Source organism: Arthrobacter sp. zg.Y820 (assembly GCF_030125555.1).
GTDB lineage: Bacteria > Actinomycetota > Actinomycetes > Actinomycetales > Micrococcaceae > Arthrobacter_B.
In genome coordinates, this window is record NZ_JASKLX010000009.1 from 228,782 (window position 1) to 249,276 (window position 20,495).

The 20,495-nt window shown below is 68.7% G+C and carries 19 protein-coding genes and 1 pseudogene; 8 read left to right on the plus strand and 12 right to left on the minus strand.

The features are described 5' to 3' along the window. Positions 1–61 precede the first annotated feature (61 nt). Positions 62–1,231, minus strand: a complete 1,170-nt coding sequence (locus tag QNN99_RS10015; protein ID WP_229966307.1) for a multidrug effflux MFS transporter — start codon at positions 1,229–1,231, stop codon at positions 62–64. 169 nt (positions 1,232–1,400) lie between these two features. On the opposite strand from QNN99_RS10015, the gene QNN99_RS10020 reads away from it, so the two are divergent. After that, positions 1,401–1,847, plus strand: a complete 447-nt coding sequence (locus tag QNN99_RS10020; protein ID WP_229966308.1) for a universal stress protein — start codon at positions 1,401–1,403, stop codon at positions 1,845–1,847. Between the two features lie 10 nt (positions 1,848–1,857). On the opposite strand, the gene QNN99_RS10025 is transcribed toward QNN99_RS10020, so the two are convergent. Continuing rightward, entirely contained in the window at positions 1,858–3,384 is a 1,527-nt protein-coding gene (locus tag QNN99_RS10025; RefSeq protein ID WP_229966309.1) for an MFS transporter, read from the minus strand. Between the two features lie 122 nt (positions 3,385–3,506). On the opposite strand from QNN99_RS10025, the gene QNN99_RS10030 reads away from it, so the two are divergent. The 3 genes from QNN99_RS10030 to QNN99_RS10040 are packed head-to-tail and all read left to right on the plus strand — an operon-like array spanning position 3,507 to position 5,160. Continuing rightward, complete coding sequence (locus QNN99_RS10030; RefSeq protein WP_229966310.1) at positions 3,507–4,079, plus strand: TetR/AcrR family transcriptional regulator; 573 nt, start codon at positions 3,507–3,509, stop codon at positions 4,077–4,079. A 22-nt stretch (positions 4,080–4,101) separates the two neighbouring features. Next, positions 4,102–4,569, plus strand: coding sequence for a ribonuclease E activity regulator RraA (rraA, locus tag QNN99_RS10035; protein ID WP_229966311.1), 468 nt, complete (start codon positions 4,102–4,104; stop codon positions 4,567–4,569). A gap of 9 nt (positions 4,570–4,578) precedes the next feature. Further along, positions 4,579–5,160, plus strand: coding sequence for a dienelactone hydrolase family protein (locus QNN99_RS10040; RefSeq protein WP_229966312.1), 582 nt, complete (start codon positions 4,579–4,581; stop codon positions 5,158–5,160). Here the strand turns inward: QNN99_RS10040 and QNN99_RS10045 are convergent. The 7 genes and pseudogenes from QNN99_RS10045 to uraD form a co-directional block, all read right to left on the minus strand. Then, positions 5,157–6,002, minus strand: coding sequence for an HpcH/HpaI aldolase/citrate lyase family protein (locus QNN99_RS10045; RefSeq protein ID WP_229966313.1), 846 nt, complete (start codon positions 6,000–6,002; stop codon positions 5,157–5,159). The genes QNN99_RS10040 and QNN99_RS10045 overlap by 4 nt on opposite strands. A gap of 118 nt (positions 6,003–6,120) precedes the next feature. Beyond that, on the minus strand, positions 6,121–7,470 hold the full coding sequence (gene allB / locus QNN99_RS10050; RefSeq protein ID WP_229966314.1) for an allantoinase AllB: 1,350 nt from the start codon (positions 7,468–7,470) through the stop codon (positions 6,121–6,123). Then, positions 7,470–8,330, minus strand: a complete 861-nt coding sequence (locus QNN99_RS10055; protein WP_229966315.1) for a bifunctional allantoicase/(S)-ureidoglycine aminohydrolase — start codon at positions 8,328–8,330, stop codon at positions 7,470–7,472. The genes allB and QNN99_RS10055 overlap by 1 nt, the downstream gene beginning before the upstream one ends. Further along, a complete protein-coding gene (locus tag QNN99_RS10060) occupies positions 8,331–9,635 on the minus strand; it encodes a DUF6986 family protein (protein ID WP_229966316.1) in 1,305 nt (434 codons plus the stop codon). Further along, a complete protein-coding gene (pucL, locus tag QNN99_RS10065; protein ID WP_229966317.1) occupies positions 9,635–10,687 on the minus strand; it encodes a factor-independent urate hydroxylase in 1,053 nt (350 codons plus the stop codon). The genes QNN99_RS10060 and pucL overlap by 1 nt, the downstream gene beginning before the upstream one ends. A gap of 3 nt (positions 10,688–10,690) precedes the next feature. Further along, entirely contained in the window at positions 10,691–11,032 is a 342-nt protein-coding gene (gene uraH / locus QNN99_RS17510) for a hydroxyisourate hydrolase (RefSeq protein WP_229966675.1), read from the minus strand. A gap of 6 nt (positions 11,033–11,038) precedes the next feature. Then, positions 11,039–11,545, minus strand: a pseudogene (gene uraD / locus QNN99_RS17515) (2-oxo-4-hydroxy-4-carboxy-5-ureidoimidazoline decarboxylase); the annotation flags it as partial. Here uraD and QNN99_RS10075 point away from each other — a divergent pair. The 4 genes from QNN99_RS10075 (at position 11,544) to QNN99_RS10090 (ending at position 16,992) form a co-directional block, all read left to right on the plus strand. Beyond that, positions 11,544–11,738, plus strand: coding sequence for a hypothetical protein (locus QNN99_RS10075; RefSeq protein ID WP_229966318.1), 195 nt, complete (start codon positions 11,544–11,546; stop codon positions 11,736–11,738). The pseudogene uraD and the gene QNN99_RS10075 overlap by 2 nt on opposite strands. 428 nt (positions 11,739–12,166) lie before the next feature. Continuing rightward, a complete protein-coding gene (locus QNN99_RS10080; RefSeq protein WP_229966319.1) occupies positions 12,167–13,309 on the plus strand; it encodes an XdhC family protein in 1,143 nt (380 codons plus the stop codon). Between the two features lie 9 nt (positions 13,310–13,318). Then, complete coding sequence (locus QNN99_RS10085; RefSeq protein ID WP_229966320.1) at positions 13,319–14,182, plus strand: FAD binding domain-containing protein; 864 nt, start codon at positions 13,319–13,321, stop codon at positions 14,180–14,182. After that, positions 14,179–16,992, plus strand: a complete 2,814-nt coding sequence (locus tag QNN99_RS10090; protein ID WP_229966321.1) for a molybdopterin-dependent oxidoreductase — start codon at positions 14,179–14,181, stop codon at positions 16,990–16,992. The genes QNN99_RS10085 and QNN99_RS10090 overlap by 4 nt, the downstream gene beginning before the upstream one ends. Before the next feature lie 10 nt (positions 16,993–17,002). Here QNN99_RS10090 and QNN99_RS10095 read toward each other — a convergent pair whose 3' ends face one another. The 3 genes from QNN99_RS10095 to QNN99_RS10105 are packed head-to-tail and all read right to left on the minus strand — an operon-like array spanning position 17,003 to position 20,473. Then, positions 17,003–17,161, minus strand: coding sequence for a hypothetical protein (locus QNN99_RS10095; protein WP_229966322.1), 159 nt, complete (start codon positions 17,159–17,161; stop codon positions 17,003–17,005). Positions 17,162–17,216: 55 nt separating this feature from the next. Next, the gene (locus QNN99_RS10100) at positions 17,217–18,614 is read right to left on the minus strand and encodes an FAD-binding oxidoreductase (RefSeq protein WP_229966323.1); all 1,398 of its coding nucleotides are present in this window, start codon (positions 18,612–18,614) and stop codon (positions 17,217–17,219) included. Between the two features lie 2 nt (positions 18,615–18,616). Beyond that, the gene (locus QNN99_RS10105) at positions 18,617–20,473 is read right to left on the minus strand and encodes an L-lactate permease (RefSeq protein WP_229966324.1); all 1,857 of its coding nucleotides are present in this window, start codon (positions 20,471–20,473) and stop codon (positions 18,617–18,619) included. Positions 20,474–20,495: the final 22 nt, after the last annotated feature.

The following is a 20,495-nucleotide window of genomic DNA, read 5'->3' on the forward strand; positions in this document are numbered from 1 at the left end:
TGATCAAGAGCCAGACAATGACGGTTCGGTACTTATTCATGGTTCGCATAGGCCTACGAGTCTACCCAGCTGCCGGGTGCCGCGTGCGGGTGGCGGCCAGTGCCGCTGCTGCGAAGAGCGCGGAAACGCTCATGATCACCGCCAGCGGCAGCGCCGATTCCGCGCCCGCCAATCCCGTCAGCGGCGAAACCAGGGCTCCGGCGAGGAACTGTCCCCCGCCCAGAACCGCGGATCCGCTTCCGGCGGCGAGTCCAACTTCGGCCAGGGCCAGTGCGGTGGTGTTGCCCATGATGAAGCCCACCGAGCTGGCCGCGAAAAAGATGGGCACGGCCAGCAGCAGGGGCGGTGCCGCGAAAACCGCCAGCGCCAGCACCGCCAGCGACATGCCGAGCAGGACGGCAACTGCGGCGGCAACGGTCGTCCGCGGCGGTACGCGCCGGGCCAGCCGGGCAGAGACGAACCCGGCGGACACCAGTCCCATGGCATTGATGCCGAACACTATCCCGTAGGCGGATGCCGAGAGTCCCATCAGGTTCTGGTAGACAAACGGGGAGGCCGAAATGTAGCTCATGAGCACGCCGAAGGTGCTGGCAAACAGGACGGCGTAGCCCAGGAATTTCCGGTTGCGCAGCACCGCGGAAACACCGGCCAGCACCGGTCCGCTGCTGCGGTGGCCGGGGGGCTGGGTTTCGGAAAGCACAAACACCACGCAGGCGAACATGACGAGGGCGAGCCCAGCCAGCACCCAGAGCACGCCGCGCCAGCCCAGGGATTCCGCCAGGAGCCCGCCGACCGTCGGAGCCACGACCGGCGCCACCCCGCCAATGGTCATGAGCAGGCTGAAGGTGCGGGCCGACGTCGCGCCCGTGGTGAGGTCGGCGACCATGGCGCGCGCGATGACCACGCCGGCCGAAGCGCACAGGCCCTGGAGCAGCCGTCCGGCGATGAGGACAGCCAGCGTGGGTGCCAGGGCGCAGATTGCGGAGGCCACGACAAAGCCTGCCGAGCCCAGCAGGAGGGGGCGGAAGCGGCCGTACCGGTCCGACAGCGGACCGAAAAACAGCTGGCCGGCTCCCATGCCGAGCAGGAACGCGGTGAGCGTCAGCTGGACTCCGGTGGCCGACGCGCCAAGCTCGTCGGTCATGACCGGAAAGGACGGGAGATAGAGGTCCGTCGCGAAGGGGCCGGTGGCCGAAAGCAGGGCCAGGACCAGCAGCAGGCCTGTTGTCATGGCGGTGGCCGGTCTGCGGCGATGGGCACGAAACATATGCACGATGCTACGGCCACCCTCCCCCGGCCTTTATCGCGGGGATGGATGAGCGGACGATGGAGGGAGCACGACGGGAAGCTGCCTCCGTCGCGCTCTGGATGAAATGCCCCGCGGAAGGAACGGACAGGCAATGAGCACAAATGATGAGGACCGTAAGCCCATTGTCGTGGGAGTCGATGGTTCCAAGCTCTCCCTTGAAGCGCTGTGGAAGGCCCGCCGGCTGGCCGCCGTGCTGGATAACCCGCTCCAGGTGGTCACCGTCTGGGGAACCAGCGTTTCACTGACTGCTCCCGTCGCCTCCGATACCTGGTCTCCGCAGGTGGAGGCCGAACAGGTGCTCAATCAGGCGCTGGCGGATGCCTTCGGGACCGACGTTCCGAAGGACCTGGTGAGGACGCCTTTGGCGGGAAGTCCGGTGCTGCTGCTGATAGAAGCCAGCCGGGGCGCGGAGATGCTGGTGGTTGGAAACCGTGGCCACGGTGGTTTTGCCGGGCTGCTGCTGGGCTCCGTCAGTTCGGTGCTGGCGGCCCATGCCCTCTGCCCGGTGCTCATCGTGCACCGCGGCGAGTCCGGTTAGCAGCAGTGAGCTAGCTGTCGGCGGTAGCCCGGCGCAGCATCACGACGGCCCCGGCGGAGGCAACCAGCATCAGGACCACGCCGATCAGGGAGGTGGTGGTGACGCCGGAGTCGAAGGCCGCACGGGCTGATTCCAGCAGCGCGGATGCAGAACCCTCGGGCAGCCGCTGGGCTGCCTCGACGGCGCCGCCGAGGGTTTCGGAGGCTGCAGCGGCGTCGGCGGGGGCCAGCCCCCCGGGCAGCACAACCCCGTTCCGGTAACCCGCGGTCAGGATGCTGCCCAGGACCGCGGTGCCCAGAACCGCACCCACCTCGTAGGCGGTCTCGGAGATTGCCGAGGCCGCTCCGGCCTTGGTGGGCGGCACGGAGGACAGAATCAGGTCATTGGAAATGGTCTCCGCAGCACCCACGCCAAGCCCCAGGACCATAAAGGCAACCATTAGTCCGCCGACGCCGCCGTCGCCTCCGGTGGCCAGGATGATGGTGTAGCCGACGGCGTTCAGGAGCAGTCCGCCGGCAATGATGTAGCCCGGGCGGATATGCCGGACCACCCGCACCACGGCCAGTCCGGCGATGATGGTCAGCAGCAGGCCCGGCAGCATGATCAGCCCCGCCTGCTGCGGAGACTTCTCCAGGACCAGCTGCAGGTGCTGGGAGAGGAAGAAGATGAACCCGACCAGCGAGAAGACACTGAGCAGATTGGCGCCGATCGAGCCGCTGAAGGTGGGGTTGCGGAAAAGCCGCACATCCAGCATGGGATGCAGGCGGCGCAGCTGGCGGCGGACGAAGAGCACGCCAAACATCAGCCCGACGGCGATCGGCAGCAGTGAATCGACGCCGACTCCCGACGTCGAGATCGCCTTGATGCCGTACACGACCGGGAACATGGCAGCCATGACCAGCAGCACGCTCCACAGGTCCACCGGCCCCGGGTGGGGGTCGCGGGATTCGGGCAGCAGGATCGGGCCGAGGACCAGCAGCGGAATGAGCACCGGAACGGAGAGCAGGAACACCGATCCCCACCAGAAGTGTTCCAGCAGCAGTCCGCCGACGATGGGGCCCAGCGCGGCGCCGCCGGAGAATCCGGCCGCCCAGACGGCAATGGCAATCCGCCGCTGGGACGGAACGGTGAAGATGTTCCGGATCAGGGACAGCGTGGCCGGCATCAGCATGGCACCGAAGAGTCCCAGCAGCGCGCGGGCACCGATCAGGGCCTCGGCGGAGGGCACGAAGGCGGCGGCAGCGGAAACCAGCCCGAAGCCGGCGCAGCCGATCAGCAGCAGCCGGCGGCGGCCAATCCGGTCACCGAGGGCGCCCATGGGCACCAGCAGGCCGGCGAGGACCAGGGCGTAGATGTCCACGATCCACAGCAGTTCGGTGCCCGAGGGCGCGAGCGCGCGGGACAGCGACGGGATGGCGAAGCTCAGGACCGTGTTGTCGACGGAAATCAGCAGCACCGGCAGCATCAGCACTGCCAGACCCAGCCATTCACGCCGTCCGGCTCGTTGAATGGGGGATGCTTCCTGTACCGCGGGCACAGCTGTCTCCTTCGCAGGTTTGTCAGGGGAAAGTCGAGGGGTGGTGGCAGCGCCGGCAGGACTCACCGGCCGTTTACTGTACCGTCTAGACTGTACAGCATCGGATGGCGTAGCGTAAACGTATGCCTGAGCACATTTCCACCCGGGACCGCATCCTCTCCGCCTATGAGGAGTTGCTGATCAATGAAGGTCCCCGCGGCGCCACCATGGACGCCGTCGTTGCGCTGGCCGGTGTCTCCAAGGGCGGCCTGCTCTATCACTTCAAGAACAAGGAAGCCCTGGCCGCTGCCCTGATCGCCCGCCTCGAGGAACTGGCCGCCGCTGACATTGAGGCCATGGGCACCGACCCCGAGGGCCCGTCCCGGTACCTGGTGCGGGAATCCGTCTACGTGGACAGCGCCCTGGACCGCGCCTTGATCGGCGTCGTCCGGCTGGCGCAGGCCTCGGACCCGGAGGCATCGGCCATGCTGGAGCGGATTCACCGCAACTGGATGCAGCTGATCCTCGAGGAGGTCGGCAACCCAGCCATCGCCCGCGCCATCCTGCTGCTCGGGGACGGCCTGTATTACAACGAGGGGCTGGCCGGGGGCTGGCCCCGGGAGAAAGGCGCCGCCACCACCGAATCGGTGGCCGAACTGCTCGAGGTCGTGGAAGTCCTGAAGGCCCATGCGGCGTCCCTCCAGCACTCCCGCTGAGCCCTGTGCCACAGTAGGTGCCATGGAAATCAGCACAGCAGACCTCTACGACGAACACGGCGAGAACCTGGCGTCAGTGCCCCTGCAGTTCCAGGACCTGGGCGGCAGCCCGGGGTTCAGCGGCCCGGTCCGCACCATTCGCTGCAACGAGGACAACGGACTGGTCAAAAGCATCCTGAACTCGCCCGGCGACGGCGCGGTGCTGGTGGTCGACGGCGGCGGGTCGCTGCACACCGCGCTCATGGGCGACATGATCGCCGAGGCGGCCGTGGCCAACGGCTGGGCCGGCGTCGTCATCAACGGCGCGATCCGGGACCGTGCCGCCCTGGCAAAGCTGCCGCTGGGCGTGAAGGCACTGGGCTCGAATCCGCGCAAGAGTGCCAAGGAATCCGCGGGTGAAGTGGACGTCACGGTGACGTTTGGCGGCGTTGCGTTCCGCCCCGGCGCCGTGCTGTACGCCGACGCCGACGGCATCCTCGTCGAACGCTAAGGAGTTGCCGTGGCCAATGTCCTGCTGTTCCATCATGCCCAGGGCCTGACTCCCGGCATGGATGCCTTTGCCGACGTGCTGCGGGAGGCCGGGCACACCGTTACCGTTCCGGACCTGTTCGAGGGCCGCACGTTTGCCGGGCTCGACGCCGGCCTGGCCTATGCGCAGGAGCTCGGGCTTGAGGAGATCGAGGAGGCCGGGGTCCGGATTGCCGGCCGGTTTCCGCCCGGCATGGTCTACCTCGGATTTTCACTGGGCGTGCTGTGCGCGCAGCGGCTGGCGCAGACCCGGCCCGGCGCCCGCGGCGCGGTGCTGATCAGCGGCTGCGTCCCGCTCGGAGTCTTTGCCGATTCCTGGCCCGACGGCGTGCCCGTGCAGATCCACGGCATGGACGAGGACCCCGTCTTCACCAAGGAAGGCGACCTGGATGCGGCCGTGAACCTGGCGGAGTCAGCGGACGACGCCGAGCTGTTCCTCTATCCGGGCAGCTCACACCTGTTCGCCGACATCAGCCTGGACGGCTACGACGAAGCGGCAGCACCCGCACTCACGGCACGGGTGCTGGACTTTTTATCCCGGATCGAGGGCTAGGCGTTCCAGAGACCGTAGGAGTCCGCCAGCGAGGAGATCTTCTGCGCGCGGGCCAGTCGGGGCAGGTAGGAACCGTCACCCACGACGGCGCCGGCAGCGTGCGCCTCAAGCAGTTCGTGGGCCCAGAGGACCTCGGATTCGCTCGGCGAGAGGCCATGGTTGATGAAGTCGGCGGCGTCGGGCAGCAGGCAGAGCTTGCCGGTCATGCCCATGGACTGGGTGACCTTGCAGGCCTCCAGCAGCTTCTCGCCGAGGGCGCCCACCGTGGGGCCGTCGATCGGGCCGGGCAGCTGGCCGACGCGGGACGCGACCACCAGCTTGGAGCGGGCGTAGGCCAGCGCCATGGGATCGTCGGAGGCGCCGGTGTCGCGGCGGAAGTCGCCCACACCGAAGGCCAGGCGGAAGGTGCCGGGGGCGGAAGCGATCGCCGTCGCATTCTCGATGCCCAGCGCGGATTCCACCAGGGCGAGCACCGGGGTGCCGGCCTGCAGGCGCATCGCGGTGTGGGTGACCTGCTCGGGCTTTTCCGTCATGGCGAGCATGACGCCGCGCAGGCCGGGGGCCTTGGACAGCGCCGCGAGGTCATCGGCCCAGTAATCGGTTTCGATGCCGTTGACGCGCACCCAGGCGGTCATGCCGGTGGACAGTGCTTCGACCACTCGTTCGCGGGCCTCGGCCTTGCCCGGCGCGGGGACGGCGTCTTCCATGTCGAACACCACGGAGTCCGCCTCGGACGCGAGCGCCGGTGCAAAGTTCGCTTCGTCGGCTGCCGATGCCAGGAGCCAGGAACGGGACAGTTTTGCGGGCAGCGACGCGGCGCGGCTGTTTCGAAAGGGGGCCATGGATAAGACACTACTTTCACGGCGGCGGTTCCCTTAAATGCCACGGCTGGATTGTGCCGACCATCACTTTTCCGGTGCGGGCAGGGGTGCGGGCCGGCCCCGCCCGGGGAGCCGGCGGTTAGGCTTCCCCGCGCCGCAGCAGCCGTCCGCGCGGAACCAGGCAGTCGACGTCGGCCCCGGCCAGGAAGGTGCGCCGGACGACCCCGCTGAGCTCCCTGCCGGCATAGGGGGTGACGGGGTTCTTGTGCTGCAGGGCCGCCGGGTCCACGGTGAAAGTGTCCTCCGCCGCGAACACCGCCAAGTCGGCATCACGGCCCGGGGTGATGGCGCCCTTGCGGTGCAGGCCGGCCAGTTGTGCCGGCGCCGCTGACATCCAGTGCAGCACCCGCTCGAGGGGGACACCGCGGGTCTTGGCCTCGGTCCAGATCAGCGACAGCCCCAGCTGCAGGGAGGAGACGCCGCCCCAGGCCAGTCCGAAGTTTCCGCTGTCCAGGGCCTTCAGGTCCGGGGTGCTGGGCGAGTGGTCCGAGACGATGCAGTCGATGATCCCGTCCGCCAGGCCCTGCCAGAGCAGCTCCCGGTTCGCCTCCTCGCGGATCGGCGGGCAGCATTTGAAGGCGGTGGCGCCGTCGGGGATCTCCTCGGCGGTGAGCGTGAGGTAGTGCGGGCAGGTTTCCGCGGTGAGCCGTACGCCGTCGGCCTTGGCGCGGGCGATCAGCGGCAGCGCGTCGGCTGAGGACAGGTGCAGGATGTGTGCGCGGGCACCGGTGCGCCGGGCCGCCGCGATCACCTGGCCCACGGCGGTGTCCTCGGCGGCGCGCGGCCGGGAGGCGAGGAACCCGGCGTACCGTGGGCCGGCGGCATCGGGAGCGGCACCGATGACGTCGGGGTTTTCGGCGTGCACGATCAGCAGCCCGTCGAAGGTCTTCAGCTCGGCCAGGTCCGTTTCCATCTCTGCCGGGGAAAGGTGCGGAAATTCGTCCACTCCGGAGGAGACCAGGAAGCACTTGAAGCCGAACACGCCGGCCTCGTGCAGGGGCCGCAAGTCCGCCGTGTTGCCCGGCACCGCGCCGCCCCAGAAACCGACGTCCACGAACGCCTGCGGCGCGGCGCAGGCCTGCTTGGCTTCCAGTGCCGCGACGCTCACGGTGGGCGGGATGCTGTTCAGCGGCATGTCGATCAGGGTGGTGACGCCGCCGGCCGCCGCGGCGCGGGTGGCGGAACTGAAACCCTCCCATTCGGTGCGTCCCGGCTCATTCACATGGACGTGGGTGTCCACCAGGCCCGGAAGCAGGGTTTCGTCATCGGCCAGTTTGATCAGCCGGTCGCCGTCGAGCCCGGCGCCCAGGGGCTCGACGGCGGTGATCACGCCGCCGCGGATGCCCACCTCGGCCGCGCGGAGGCCCGCCGGGGTGAGGACGGCACCGCCCCGGATCACCAGGTCATGGCGGTGCGCTTCGGTGCCCATCATTTGCCCCCGAGCAGGACCTGGCGGTTGACGTCCTTGTAGAGCAGATAGCGGAAGTTGGAGGGCCCGCCGGCGTAGCAGGCCTGCGGGCAGAAGGCGCGCAGTGACATGTAGTCGCCCTCCTGCACCTCCACCCAGTCCTGGTTGAGCCGATAAACGGCCTTGCCCTCGAGCACGTAGAGCCCGTGTTCCATGACATGGGTTTCAGCGAAGGGAATCACCGCGCCGGGCTCGAAGGTCACCACGTTCACGTGCATGTCGTAGGCGATGTCGTCCACCGGGATCATCCGGGTGGTCCGCCATTTGTTGTCGGTGCCGGGCATCGCCGCCGGTTCAAGGTCCGCTTCGTTGCCGAACACCGGTGCCGGAGAGTGCCCGGCCAGCGGCTGGTGGGCCTTGCGGATCCACTGGAACTTTGCGGGCGCCCCGCCGCCGTTGGAAACCTCCCAGCGGGCCTGCGGGGGCAGGTAGGCGAATCCGCCGGAGGCCAGCCGGTGCTCCCGGTGCTCCGGAAAGTCCAGGCCGTCAAGGGATATATCCAGCTCCCCTTCGAGCACAAACACGAAGGATTCCACCACGCCCGGTTCCGGCTCCGGGGTGCTCGAGCCGCCGCCGGGACCCACTTCCACCAGGTACTGCGCGAAGGTGGTGGCGCCGCCGGCCACCGGACGGTTCAGGATCCAGGTGCGGGTGTTGGTCCAGCCGGGCAGCACGCTGACCACGATGTCACGCAGCACGCCGCGCGGGATCACCGTGTAGGCCTCGGTGACCACGGCACGTGACGTGAGCAGCTCGGTCTGGGCCGGAAGCCCGGCATCGGGGGCGTAGTAGCGGGGGGCGTCGCGATCGGGCGTGTTCACTTAGCGGACCTTCTCTGTGGAGGCGGGAGCGGCGTGGGGATGGGCGAGGGCGGCCAGTTCGGCACCATCCAGGCCGGTGCCCCTGGCGACCTCGTCCCCGGTCAGCGCTCCGCAGAGCAGGCCGCGGTGGACAAAGCGGGCCAGCGCACGGGCGGTGGCCGGTTCGTCGAGCACGCTGCCGGGGCGCTGCTGCACGTAGTTGCACAGGCGGGCGGCGGCGTCGTCGAACCCCTTCCGATAGAAGGAGTAGGTGGCGAGGTAGCGGGTGGGCAGCTGGGCCGGATGCAGGTCCCAGCCCTGATAGAAGCCGCGTTCCAGGGAACGGAGCACCAGCCGGGCGTGCAGCTGCCAGGCCGAGCGGACCTCTGCCGGGCTGCCCAGGGGCAGGATGTTCGTGGACCCGTCGGAGAGCCGGACGCCGGTGCCGGCCGCTGCCACCTGCAGCACTGCCTTGGCGTAATCGGCGGCCGGGTGCTCCATGGACTGCTGCGCGGGAGCGATCTGCAAGGCGTCACTGTAGTCGTAGGTGCCGTAGTGCAGGCCCGAAACCCGGCCCTTGGCGCGGTGGATCAGCGGCGCCACCGGCACGGTGCCGTTGGCGGCGAGAATCAGCTGCGGAGTTTCCACCTGCACCTGAAACCGCAGGCGCCCGGGAGGAAGCCCGTGCGCTTCCTCCAACCGTTCGCAGGTGTAGGCCATGGCCTCCACCTGGTCCACGGTGGAGACCTTGGGCAGGGTCAGCACCAGGCCGTTGGGAAGCGGGCCGGCGTCGAGCAGCCCGGCCAGGAACAGGTCCAGGGTCCGCACCCCGCGGGCGCGGGTGGCCGCTTCGAAGGATTTGAACCGGATGCCGACAAACGGCGGAGCGGTTCCGGCGCGCATGGCCCCGGCCACGGCGGCGGCGGCGGAAACGGCGTCGGCGTCCTCCTCCGCCTCCGGCCGCAGGCCGTAGCCGTCTTCGAAGTCCAGGCGCAGGTCTTCAACGGGTTCGGTGTGCAGCTTTGCTTCCACCAGGGGCACGACGGCGGCCGCGAGGTCGGCGCCCAGGCCGATCAGGGCAGCCAGTGCCGGCAGCCCGCCGTCGTCGTTCGCCGCCGCCAGACCGGCCGCGCCCCAGTCGGCGGGCAGGCCGGGCCGGCAGCGATCGGCGGGCAGGTAGACGGTGTGCACCGGTTGCCGGGTGCCGGCGTCGCCGGGATATGCGGCGGCCAGCAGCCGGTCGGTGTCCGCCAGGGCGGCAGCCAGGCGGAGCAGGTGCTCGTCCCCCAGAACGGGGGCCGGGTGGGAGCCTGAGGCGTGAATCATCAACAGAATCCGCCGATGCTGTCCCAGATCGGGGAATCCTGCCCGGCGCCTTCGCGCAGGACCGATGCCTCGATCAGCCCGTAGGGCCGGTCAGCGGCGAAAAAGACCTCTTGGGGATTGTCCAGGCCGAAGGGAGCCAGATCCACCAGGAAGTGGTGGTTGTTCGGCAGGGACAGCCGGACCTCCTCGATTTCCGGATGGACCTCAAGCACCGCCCTGCCCATTTCGAACATGGTCTGCTGCAGGGCCAGGGAGTGGGTGTTCGCGAAGGCTTCCAGCAGCAGGTTCCGCACCGAGGCGTAGGTCGTGTTGAAGTCCGCGACGCCGGATCCGGTGCCCGCGGCGTAGCGCCACTTCGCCGTGACGTCGGTGGCGAGGACGCGGTCGGTGGTCTCCGCGAGGGTGGTGAAGCGGTCCCGCGGGAAGCCGTGGAACTCGGAGCCGGTGGATTTCAGGACGGTCAGGCCGCTGATGCCGGAAACCAGGTGCAGCTGTCCCCCGACCGAAAGCAGCACCGCGGTGCGGACTTCTGACTTGTCCTTGGCGAAGGCATGGTCGTGGTTGTTGATCCGGTTCCAGAAGTACTGCTCCGCCGCCCAGCGCCCGCCGGTGACCCAGTCGAAGCCGGAGGTGAAATGCCGGGCCAGCCGCATCAGGAACTCTTCGGGCGAGCCCACGCCGTCGCGGGCGAAGGCATAGATGGTGTTTTTCTGCGTGTCGGTGGCCACCACCCGTGAGTTGTTTCCCTGGGTGTGGGCGGCCTCGAAATCACCGTGCAGCTGGGAGGTGATGCTGAGGTCCTCCAAATGGTGCCGGGCCGTGTCGCGGCTGACCTTGACCAGCCGGACCTCGGCCTTGCCGTACTGGTTGCGGCCCAGGACAATCTTCGGTCCGGAGCCGGCGCCCGGATTGCCGTCCTGAGGATTGCCGTCAGGCGGGTTGTCGTCCCGGGGATTGCCGTCAGGCGGGTTGCCGTCCAAGTTGTCCCCCAAGCTGTTCCCGGTGATGTCCCCCGTGATGTCCCCTGTCGGGGCGTGCGTCGCTTCTGTCATGGTTCAGCTTCCTCGGTAGGTGGAGTAGGCGAAAGGGCTCAGCAGCAGCGGTACATGGTAGTGCTGGGCCGGGTCGGTCAGGCTGAAAACAAGGGAAACGCTGGGGAAAAAGGTGTTCGTTCCCGCGGCGGCAAAGTAGTCGCCGGTGGCAAAGTCGATGCGGTAGGTTCCCGGTTCGAGCGCCTCGGGGCCGAGGCTGCCGATCCTGCCGTCCCCGTCAGTGGTTCCCGCTCCGATCCGGTTCCAGCCGCCGTCTCCGTGGGACCAGAGGGAGGCCGCGACGCCGGCGGCGGGCTTGCCGGTTCCGGTGTCCAGGACGTGGGTGGTGATGCGGCTGCGGGTCATGGAGCTCAGCAATCCTTCGAGTCGGAGGATGGCGATGTCGCGCAGCTGGGCGGCGATGACGGGGATTTCTTCGGCTGAAGTGTTCCCGAGCCGCTCCTGGAGGGAAGCCAGAATCTCCTCGGCGGTCCGGCCGGCGGCGCGGATGAGGAAGATCCGCCCGAATTTCTCTTCATAGGCGCGGTTGCCGGCCAGCAGCCGGTCCTGGGCGCCGTCGAGGCCCGGGACCGACGCCTGCTCGCCGCGGGAGAACCCGGCCTCGGCACCGTTGCCGGCCGGGCGCTCGCCAATCCGCGGATGATGCGCCAGCGCGGCGTCAATTTCGGCTTCGGTCCAGTCGGGGGCAGCGAGCTCGGCGAAACTCAGCAGCTCCCCGGGGGTGGCGAAGGGCCGGGCCGCTGCGATTTCGCTGCTCCAGCGGGGAATGTCCACGCAGGGGCGCAGCATGGCTTCCGCGTCCGCAGCCGGCGCCGCGTTGAACGCTGTGAGGAAGTCTTCGGAGGAATCTGCTGCCATGGGTGTCAGCTTTCAGGTAGGCATTCCGCCGCTGCCGGCGCTGAACACCCTTGACCATCGGACTCGCCGACTTGATTCGATGTTTTCCGGCAACGCAATTGTTATTTCGGCCAGTTTGGGGGCCAGAACTGCACCTGTCAAGGAACCGGCAGTGGTGCCGGAACAAAACGTCACGCTGTTTCCTGCGCGTTAAATTCCCGCTGCCCGTGGGTTAATTGGCGGCGGAAAAGTCCCACACCGCTGCCCCGGTCGAGCCGCCCGCACTGCCACCGCCCGTCCAATGGCCGCCCGCTGGCCGGTGCGGCGGGCAAAGCGATCCCGGCGGCAGGGGATCCCGCGCGGCGGATCAGCGTGGTACGCTTCCGTGAAATTACCGGAGCCATTACGGCACTCGAGGATATTTTTGGTCGAATGCGAAATAGCATTCTTACCGATCGAGGCGGCAATTCGCAGCCGTAAACTCCATCGCCGTCTTTTATTGTTCTTGCCATTGTTGGAACTGTTTTCGCGGAGTCAAGGCCCCTGCCGTGCGGTGGGGGAAACTTCCCGCTTGGTTGCAGGGTTGACCGGCGGCGGTTGCCGTCGGCCGGTGTTGCTGGAGGGTTGGCCGCAGTGTTGGACATGTTGGATGCACTGGCCTCGGCCGTGAGGGGCGGCGAGCCCTGCGCCGCCGCCACCGTGGTCCGCGCGTCGGGGTCCGTTCCCCGCCCCGTGGGCACCTCAATGCTGATCACCCGGTCGGGAAAAATCACCGGGTCCCTGTCGGGCGGCTGCGTGGAAGCCGCCGTCGCCGCCGCGGCCGAGGAGTCGCTCGCCGACGGCCGGGCGCGGCTGGAGACCTTCGGCTACGACGCCGCCGACGCCTTTGCCGTGGGCCTGAGCTGCGGCGGCACCCTGGAGGTCCTGATTCAGCCGTTTCCGCCCGGCCGGCTGCCGGCCGTTCCCGCCGCCGGCACCCCCTGCGCACTGATCACCCGGGTTGATGCCTCAGCTGCTGCGGTGCCGTTGCTGGTGCCCGACCCGGCCGCCGCGGCAGCCAATCCGGCGGAGCTCCTGTCCCGGCACGGCGTGGAGCTGCGGTCCCTGCTCGGCGTGGATCCGCGGCTGGCGGCCGCCCGCCTCGCCCCGCTGCTCGCCGCCGGCCGCACCGGGCTGGTGGAACTGGGCGGCACTGAGTGCGGCGGCGGTCCGGTGGTCCTGTTCCTGGAATCCCGGCTCGCCCCGCCGCGCCTCGTGCTGATCGGCGCCAACGACTTCTCCGCCGCGCTGGCCCGGCAGGGCCGGCTGCTGGGCTACCACGTCACAGTCTGTGACGCCCGGCCGGCTTTCACCACCGCTGAGCGGTTTCCGGCGGCCCACCTCGTGCGCGTGCAGTGGCCGGACCGGTATCTGCAGGAGCAGGCGGAAGCCGGAGAGCTGGACGCCCGGTCGGTGATCTGCGTGCTCTCCCATGACGCCAAGTTCGATGTGCCGGTGCTGGTCACGGCCCTGCAGCTGAACGTGGCCTATGTGGGGGCCATGGGGTCGCGCCGCAGCCACGAGGCGCGGATGGCCGCCCTGCGCGCAGCCGGACTCACCGGCGGGCAGCTGCAGCGGCTGCACTCCCCCATCGGTTTGGACCTTGGCGCCGCCAGCCCGGAAGAAACGGCCCTCTCAGTGTTTGCCGAAGTGGTGGCAGGCCGGTCCGGAGCGGCCGCCAGCGGGCTGCCGCTCCGGGAATGTTTCGGCCCCATCCATCCGTTCAACCGACAACACGTCAGCTAGGGGAAACGCATGGATTTGCCCACCGTCTCGGAACTGGTCAACACCGCTGACCCGCGGTCCTGGCGTCCCGGGGACGCCTGGCTCGCCGGCGGCACCGTGCTGTTTTCCTACGGCAGCGACACGCTGGAACGCCTGCTGGACATCACCACGGCCGGGTGGGAACCGCTGACCGCGTCCGACGCCGGTCTCGAGATTGCGGCCACCTGCACCATCGCCGACCTGTATGCCTTTCCCGCGGCCGCTCCCCGGACCATGCGTGCGCTGTGGACCGCCCTGGACCTGGTGCGTCCCTGCTGCGACTCGTTTGTGGCGTCCTTCAAGATCTGGAACGTGTCCACGGTGGGCGGCAACGTCTGCGCCGGGCTGCCCGCCGGACCCATGACCTCCCTCACCGCGGCGTTGGACGGCGTCGCCCTCCTGTACGCCGCTGACGGCACGACCCGCCGGCTGCCGGTGGCCGAGCTGGTGACCGGGGACGGCCGGACCGGCCTGGCGTCCGGGGAGCTGCTGCGCAGCATTACCGTCCCGGCCGCGGCGCTTCGTTCCCGCACCGCGTTCCGGCGCCTGTCCCTGACCAACCTGGGCCGCTCCGCGGTGCTGCTGATCGGCCGCTTGGGGGAAGACGGCGGTTTTGTGCTGACCGTGACCGCCTCCACCAAGCACCCGGTCCAGTTGCGCTTCCCCTCCCCGCCCTCCGCGGCTCAGCTGCGCACGGCACTCGGGGCGGCAGTGGCGCCGGAGCTCTGGCACGACGACGTCCACGGGCTGCCCGAATGGCGGCGCTCCATGACCGAACGGCTCGCGGAGGAAATCCGGGCCGAACTCGCGGCTCCGCCGGCCCCCGGTTCCCGCCCGAAGGATGGTTCCCAATGACTTATCGGATCAACAACACCAAGGTCGACGCTGCCCCCTTCCCCGGCCAGTGCCTGCGCACCTTCCTGCGGGAGCAGGGTTATCTCGGCGTGAAGAAGGGCTGCGACGCCGGCGACTGCGGCGCCTGCACCGTGCATGTGGACGGCAAGCCTGTGCACAGCTGCCTCTATCCCGCTGTCCGCGCCGAAGAGCGGGAGATCACCACCATCGAGGGCCTGGCCGGCGAGGACGCACTGCACCCGATGCAGCAGCAGTTTCTGGATGCGCAGGGATTCCAATGCGGCTTCTGCACCGCCGGAATGATCATGACCGCCGCGACCTTCGACGAAGAACAGAAGCAGGACCTTCCGCGGAACCTGAAGGGCAATCTGTGCCGCTGCACGGGCTACCGGGCCATCGAGGACGCGGTGTGCGGGGTACGGCACGCGGCCGTTCACGGGTCGGGGACCGGGAATGCCAGCGACGAGCGCACCGGGAGCGCCGCCGCGGAATACGCCGGCGACATCGGCACCGGGCACGCCGGGCACACCGGCAGCATTGGCAGCAACGTCCCTGCCCCGGCCGGCCCGGCCATCGTCACCGGGAGCGCCCGCTATACCCTGGATCTTCCGCGCGCCGTCCTGCCTGAGGGGCTGCTGCACCTGAAAATCCTCCGCTCTCCGTATCCGCATGCCAGGATCACCTCGATCGATGTTTCCGAGGCACTGGCGGTCCCGGGCGTCGAAGCAGTCTTCACCCACCACGATGCTCCGCTGCAGCGTTTTTCCAGCGCCCAGCACGAACTGCACACCGATGACCCTGACGACACCCGGATCCTGGACGACGTCGTGCGCTTCAAGGGCCAGCGCGTGGCGGCCGTCGCGGCGTCGTCGGTGGCTGCCGCTGCGGAAGGAACCCGGCGCATCAGGGTCGAGTACGAGCTGCTGCCGGCAGTTTTCAACCCGGCCGCAGCCATGGCGCCCGGCGCTCCGCTGCTGCACCCCGGCCCGGACGGCGGAAGCAACATCGTGGCCGAACTGCATTCCGAAATCGGAGACCTCGACGCCGGGTTCGCCGCCGCCGACGTCGTGCATGAAAACACCTACGAGAGCCAGCGGCTGCAGCACGTCGCCCTGGAAACTCACGCCGCCGTCGCCTGGTTCGACGAGGCCGGCCGGCTCACCGTCCGCACCTCCAGCCAGGTGCCGTTCCTGGTCCGGCGCACCCTGTGCCGGATCTTCGAGCTGCAGCCCGGGTCCGTGCGGGTGGTCTCCGGGCGGGTGGGCGGCGGCTTCGGCGGCAAGCAGGAAGTGCTCACCGAGGATCTGGTTGCCCTGGCCGCGCTGCGCCTGAACCGGCCCGTCCAGCTGGAACTGACCCGGGAGGAGCAGTTCACGGCCAGCACCGTGCGGCATCCGTTCGCCGTCCGTGTCCGGGCCGGAGCCGCCCGCGACGGCACGCTGACCGCGCTGGAGCTGGACGTCACCACCAACACCGGAGCCTACGGAAACCATGCCCCGGGCGTGATGTTCCACGGCTGCGGCGAGTCGGTTGCGGTGTACCGGTGCCGCAACAAGAAGGTGGACGCCCGGGCCGTCTACACCAACACCATCCCCTCCGGGGCGTTCCGCGGTTACGGCCTGAGCCAGATGATTTTCGCCGTCGAATCAGCGATGGACGAACTGGCCCGCGGCATCGGCATGGATCCGCTGGAGTTCCGCCGCCGCAACCTCATCGCTCCGGGTGATGCCATGCTCTCCACTGCCGCCGAACCGGCGGAGGATGTGCACTACGGCAGCTACGGCCTGGACCAGTGCGTGGACCTCGTCCGTGCTGCGCTGGACCGCGGGCTGCAGTCCGACGACACGTCGGGAGCGGACCTGGCTGCGGAATGGCTGCTCGGCACCGGCACCGCCGTCGCCATGATCGATACGGTGCCGCCGCGCGGACACATCTCCCACGCGAAGATATCCCTGCTGGCCGACGGGCGCTACGGGCTCGACGTCGGCACTGCCGAGTTCGGCAACGGCACCACCACCGTCCACACCCAGCTGGCCTCCACTGCCCTGCACACCAACCCGGGACAGGTGGTGATCCGCCAGTCCGATACTGACCTGGTGGACCATGACACCGGCGCCTACGGTTCCACCGGCACGGTGGTGGCCGGCAAGGCCACGCTGGCCGCCGCAGCGGAACTGGCAGTGCTGCTGAAGGGATTCGCTGCGTCGCTCTTCGCCAACACCTCCGCCCAGGTGCAACTGGAGGCCGCGGCGGTGGAGTGCGACGGCGAGCGCCTGTCCCTGGCCGAGGTCGCGGCCCGGGCGCAGGAAGCCGGCATAGAACTGTCGGCGGAGGGACGCTGGGGCGGCACCCCACGGTCGGTGGCGTTCAACGTCCAGGGCTTCCGCGTGGGGGTGCACGGCGGCACGGGTGAAATCCGGATCCTGCAGAGCGTGCACGCCGCGGACGCCGGCGTGGTTGTGAACCCCGCGCAGTGCCGCGGCCAGGTTGAGGGCGGAATCGCGCAGGCCCTGGGCGCTGCACTGTTCGAGAAGGTGCGCGTCAGCGACACCGGCGAGGTGCAGACTCGAATCCTGCGCGAGTACCACGTGCCCACCTTCGCCGACGTGCCGCGCACCGAGATCCTCTTCGCCGACACCGACGACGCCCTCGGGCCGATGGGCGCCAAATCCATGAGCGAGAGTCCGTTCAATCCGGTGGCCCCGGCGCTGGCCAACGCCGTCCGGGATGCCACGGGCCTGCGGTTCAGCGAGTTGCCGCTGGCGCGGGACTCCGTCTTCCTGGCCCTGCAGGCAGCGCGGACCGCCTAGAGCGGGCCGCTCAGCGCGGACCGCTTATGCCTGTTCCGCTCGAACCGGCGCGCATTTCCGCGATCCGCAGCCGCAGCCGCAGGAAAATGATCAGCAGCACCAGTGCCCACACCGCCAGCACGGCTAGCGCGGCGACAAACAGCAGATACACCATTCCAAAACCCTGCATAGCCATCATGATTTCCCCCATCGGTGAGCGGCAGTTTCCGCGAGCCTACTCCGGGTCACAGGGCCTTTCCGGGATTCAGGATGCCCAGCGGGTCCAGGGCGCGGCGGATGGAGTGCTGAACACCCAGGGAGACATCCCCGAGTTCGGCACCCACCCAGTCCCGCTTGAGCAGGCCCACCCCGTGCTCTCCGGTCAGGGTTCCGCCGAGCCGGTTGGCAAGGAAAAACATCTGCCCGAGCGCTTCCTTGGCCGGCCCTTCGGTGACCGAGTCCTGCGGGTCCATCACAATCATGGGATGCAGGTTTCCGTCCGATGCATGGGCGATCGTAAAGATGCGCGCACCCGTGGCGGCGGAGATCTCCTCCAGCCCGGTGACTGCTTCCGCCAGCCGGCCCCGCGGCACGCCGATGTCACCGATCGACACGCGGCCGATCTTCTCCAGGGACGGAATGGCCTCGCGCCGTGCAAGCACCAGGGCGGCGGCCTCCTCGTCGTCGGCGGCTTTGCTGCAGGACCCGGCGTGCGGACTGACGGCGTCGAGCACCACATCCTGTTCCAGGAAGGCGCCGTAGCCGTCAGTCTGAACCAGCAGGAAGGAAGCGCCGCGGGACCGGTAGTTCGTGCCCAGCGCAGCATCGACGGCCTCGAGGGTGGGCCCGTCCATGAGCTCCATCATCGACGGTTGGATGCGGGCGGCCACCACCGCCGACGCAGCCCGGGCGGCGCTTTCGACGTCGGGGAAGAACGCCGCCACGGTGGCGGTGGCCACCGGCAGCGGACGCAGCCGTAGGGTGGCCTCGACGACGACGCCGAGCGTTCCTTCGGAGCCGATGATCAGCGCGTTCAGGTCATACCCGGTGACGCCCTTGATGGTCTCCCGCCCGGTGCGCAGCTCCCGCCCGTCCGCCAGGATGACCCGCAGCGCCAGCACCGATTCACGGGTCACGCCATATTTGGCGCACCGCATTCCTCCGGCGTTGGTGGCGATGTTCCCGCCAATGGAACAGATGGCGGTGCTCGCGGGATCCGGTGCGTAGAACAGCCCGTACTCGGCAGCCGCCGCATTTATTTCCGCGTTCAGCACTCCGGGCTGGACCACGGCCAGCTGTTCCACCGGGTCGATGCGCAGGATCCGATTCATTCCGGAGACATCCAGCACCACTTCACCGGAGCGGGCTGAGGATCCGCCGGCCAGCCCGGTGCCGGCCCCGCGGGGCACCACCGGAACGCGGTGCGCGGTCGCCAGCTTCAGGGTGGCCGCCACGTCCTCGGCGGAGGCGGCAAACACGACGCCGTCCGGATGCGTGTCGGCGACGAAGCCGGAGCGGTCGGTGCTGGCGTGTTCGCGGTGGACGGCGTCGCGCGAGGCATGCGGGGCCGCCCCAAGCAGGGCGTCGCTGGCCCCCGGCCCGGACACATCCAGGGTGGACTCGGAATCGGAGAAAAGACTCATGGCTACGGCACCATCCATCCCAGGACCGAGGTGGATTGCAGCCAGACCAGGAGCGTCATCAGGGCCAGCAGCCCAAGGCTCCAGCCAAGGAGTTTGCGGAACAGGGTGCTTTCGGACCCTTCCAGTCCCACCGCTGCTGCGGCAATGGCGAGGTTCTGCAGCGACAGCATCTTGCCCATCACGCCAGCCGACGAGTTCGACGCCGCCATCAGGGTGGCGGACAGCCCGGTTTCATTGGCGGCGGCAACCTGCAGTTGGCCGAACAGCGAGTTGGAGGATGTGTCGGATCCGGTCAGGGCCACCCCGATCCAGCCCAGCAGGGGTGACAGCAGGGCAAAGAATCCGCCGGCGGACGCGAGGGCGACGCCCAGCGTGGTGGTTTGCCCGGAAAGGTTCATCACGAAGGACAGCGCCAGCACGGCGCACACCGTCACGATCGTCCAGCGCAGCTGCTTGAGCGTTTCCCCGTAGACCTTCAGTCCCTGCCCCGGCCGGATCCGGTACAGCAGCATGGTCAGGATTCCGGCAAACAGCAGGAGCGTGCCGGTGGCCCGGATGTGGTCAAAGCGCAAGGTCTGAGCGCTCACCGCCTTGCCGTTCGAGTCCACCACGTCCAAGCCGGGCCAGCGGAACGTGACGCTGCCGATTTCGGTCAGCCAGATCTTGATCCCGGGCACCTGGGCCAGCGAAAACACCGCGATGATGATCAGGTAAGGCGCGGTGGCCATCAACACGCTGCGGGCATCAGGCCGGGTGGTGCCGCCCGCCGCAGCGGATTTACCGGCACCGGGGGGTGCACCGGAAGCCGTGGTACCGCCGACGGGTGCGCCGGAAGCCGGGGCTCCGCTGACGGGTGCGCCGGAAGCCGGGGCTCCGCTGACGGGTGCGCCGGAAGAGCGCCGGCCCCGGCCGCCGCTGCCGGGCTGGCCGGCAGCCGATTCAACGGTGTCAGTGGTTTTCGGAGCCGCTGCCTCTTGGGCGTCAGGCACTTCGGTCTCCTGCACCTCCCCGGACATGCCGATGATTTCTGCCGGCTGCCAGACCCGGAGCATGAGCAGCACCGCGGCGACGGTGGCCACTGCTGCCACAACGTCGGTCAGCTCCACCACGAAGAAGTTCGACGCCACGAACTGCGCGAGCCCGAAGACGAAGCCTGACACGAGGGCCACCGGCCAGGTCTGCCGCAGTCCGCGTTTTCCGTCCACCAGGAAGACCAGGATGAGCGGAACCACAAGGGCGATGAAGGGGGTCTGCCGCCCGGTCATGGAGGACAGTTCCTGGAGCGGAATCCCGGTCACCCCGTTCAACGCAATGATGGGGGCTGCCATCGCGCCGAACGCGACGGGGGCGGTATTCGCCAGCAGCGCGACGATGGCGGATTTCAGCGGCTTCATCCCGGCGGCCATCAGCATGGCTGCCGCGATGGCCACGGGCGCACCGAAGCCGGCCAGGGACTCCAGCAGGGCACCGAAGCAAAACGCGATCAGGATGGACAGGATCCGCAGGTCATCGGAGATGGAACGGATGGTGCGGCCAAGCACTTCGAACCAGGGCGTGGCTACCGTGAGTTTGTAGATCCACAAAGCGTTGATCAGAATCCAGAGGATCGGAAAGATCGCGTAGAACGCACCGAGGCCGGTGGCGGCCACCACCTGGTCCACGGGCATCCGCCACGCAATCACGGCCAGCAGGATGGAGAGCACCAGGCTGATGACTCCCGCCTGGTAGGCCTTCATGCGGAAAACTCCCAGCAGGACAAACAGCACGAGCAGCGGCAGGGCAGCCAGAACCGCCGAAATCGCCAGCGATCCCCCCACTGGATCCAGAATCTGTTCAAATGCCTGCGCCTGAATATCCACGAAAACCCCTTTGTTCTGCCGT

Bases quoted from the DNA above. Each gene is read 5' to 3' on its own strand.
- QNN99_RS10015 (WP_229966307.1), bottom strand. From the start codon at position 1,231: ATGACAACAGGCCTGCTGCTGGTCCTGGCCCTGCTTTCGGCCACCGGC.
- QNN99_RS10020 (WP_229966308.1), top strand. From the start codon at position 1,401: ATGAGCACAAATGATGAGGACCGTAAGCCCATTGTCGTGGGAGTCGAT.
- QNN99_RS10030 (WP_229966310.1), top strand. From the start codon at position 3,507: ATGCCTGAGCACATTTCCACCCGGGACCGCATCCTCTCCGCCTATGAG.
- rraA (WP_229966311.1), top strand. From the start codon at position 4,102: ATGGAAATCAGCACAGCAGACCTCTACGACGAACACGGCGAGAACCTG.
- QNN99_RS10045 (WP_229966313.1), bottom strand. From the start codon at position 6,002: ATGGCCCCCTTTCGAAACAGCCGCGCCGCGTCGCTGCCCGCAAAACTG.
- allB (WP_229966314.1), bottom strand. From the start codon at position 7,470: ATGGGCACCGAAGCGCACCGCCATGACCTGGTGATCCGGGGCGGTGCC.
- QNN99_RS10060 (WP_229966316.1), bottom strand. From the start codon at position 9,635: ATGATTCACGCCTCAGGCTCCCACCCGGCCCCCGTTCTGGGGGACGAG.
- pucL (WP_229966317.1), bottom strand. From the start codon at position 10,687: ATGACAGAAGCGACGCACGCCCCGACAGGGGACATCACGGGGGACATC.
- uraH (WP_229966675.1), bottom strand. From the start codon at position 11,032: ATGACCCGCAGCCGCATCACCACCCACGTCCTGGACACCGGAACCGGC.
- QNN99_RS10075 (WP_229966318.1), top strand. From the start codon at position 11,544: ATGGGTGTCAGCTTTCAGGTAGGCATTCCGCCGCTGCCGGCGCTGAAC.
- QNN99_RS10080 (WP_229966319.1), top strand. From the start codon at position 12,167: ATGTTGGATGCACTGGCCTCGGCCGTGAGGGGCGGCGAGCCCTGCGCC.
- QNN99_RS10085 (WP_229966320.1), top strand. From the start codon at position 13,319: ATGGATTTGCCCACCGTCTCGGAACTGGTCAACACCGCTGACCCGCGG.
- QNN99_RS10090 (WP_229966321.1), top strand. From the start codon at position 14,179: ATGACTTATCGGATCAACAACACCAAGGTCGACGCTGCCCCCTTCCCC.
- QNN99_RS10095 (WP_229966322.1), bottom strand. From the start codon at position 17,161: ATGCAGGGTTTTGGAATGGTGTATCTGCTGTTTGTCGCCGCGCTAGCC.
- QNN99_RS10100 (WP_229966323.1), bottom strand. From the start codon at position 18,614: ATGAGTCTTTTCTCCGATTCCGAGTCCACCCTGGATGTGTCCGGGCCG.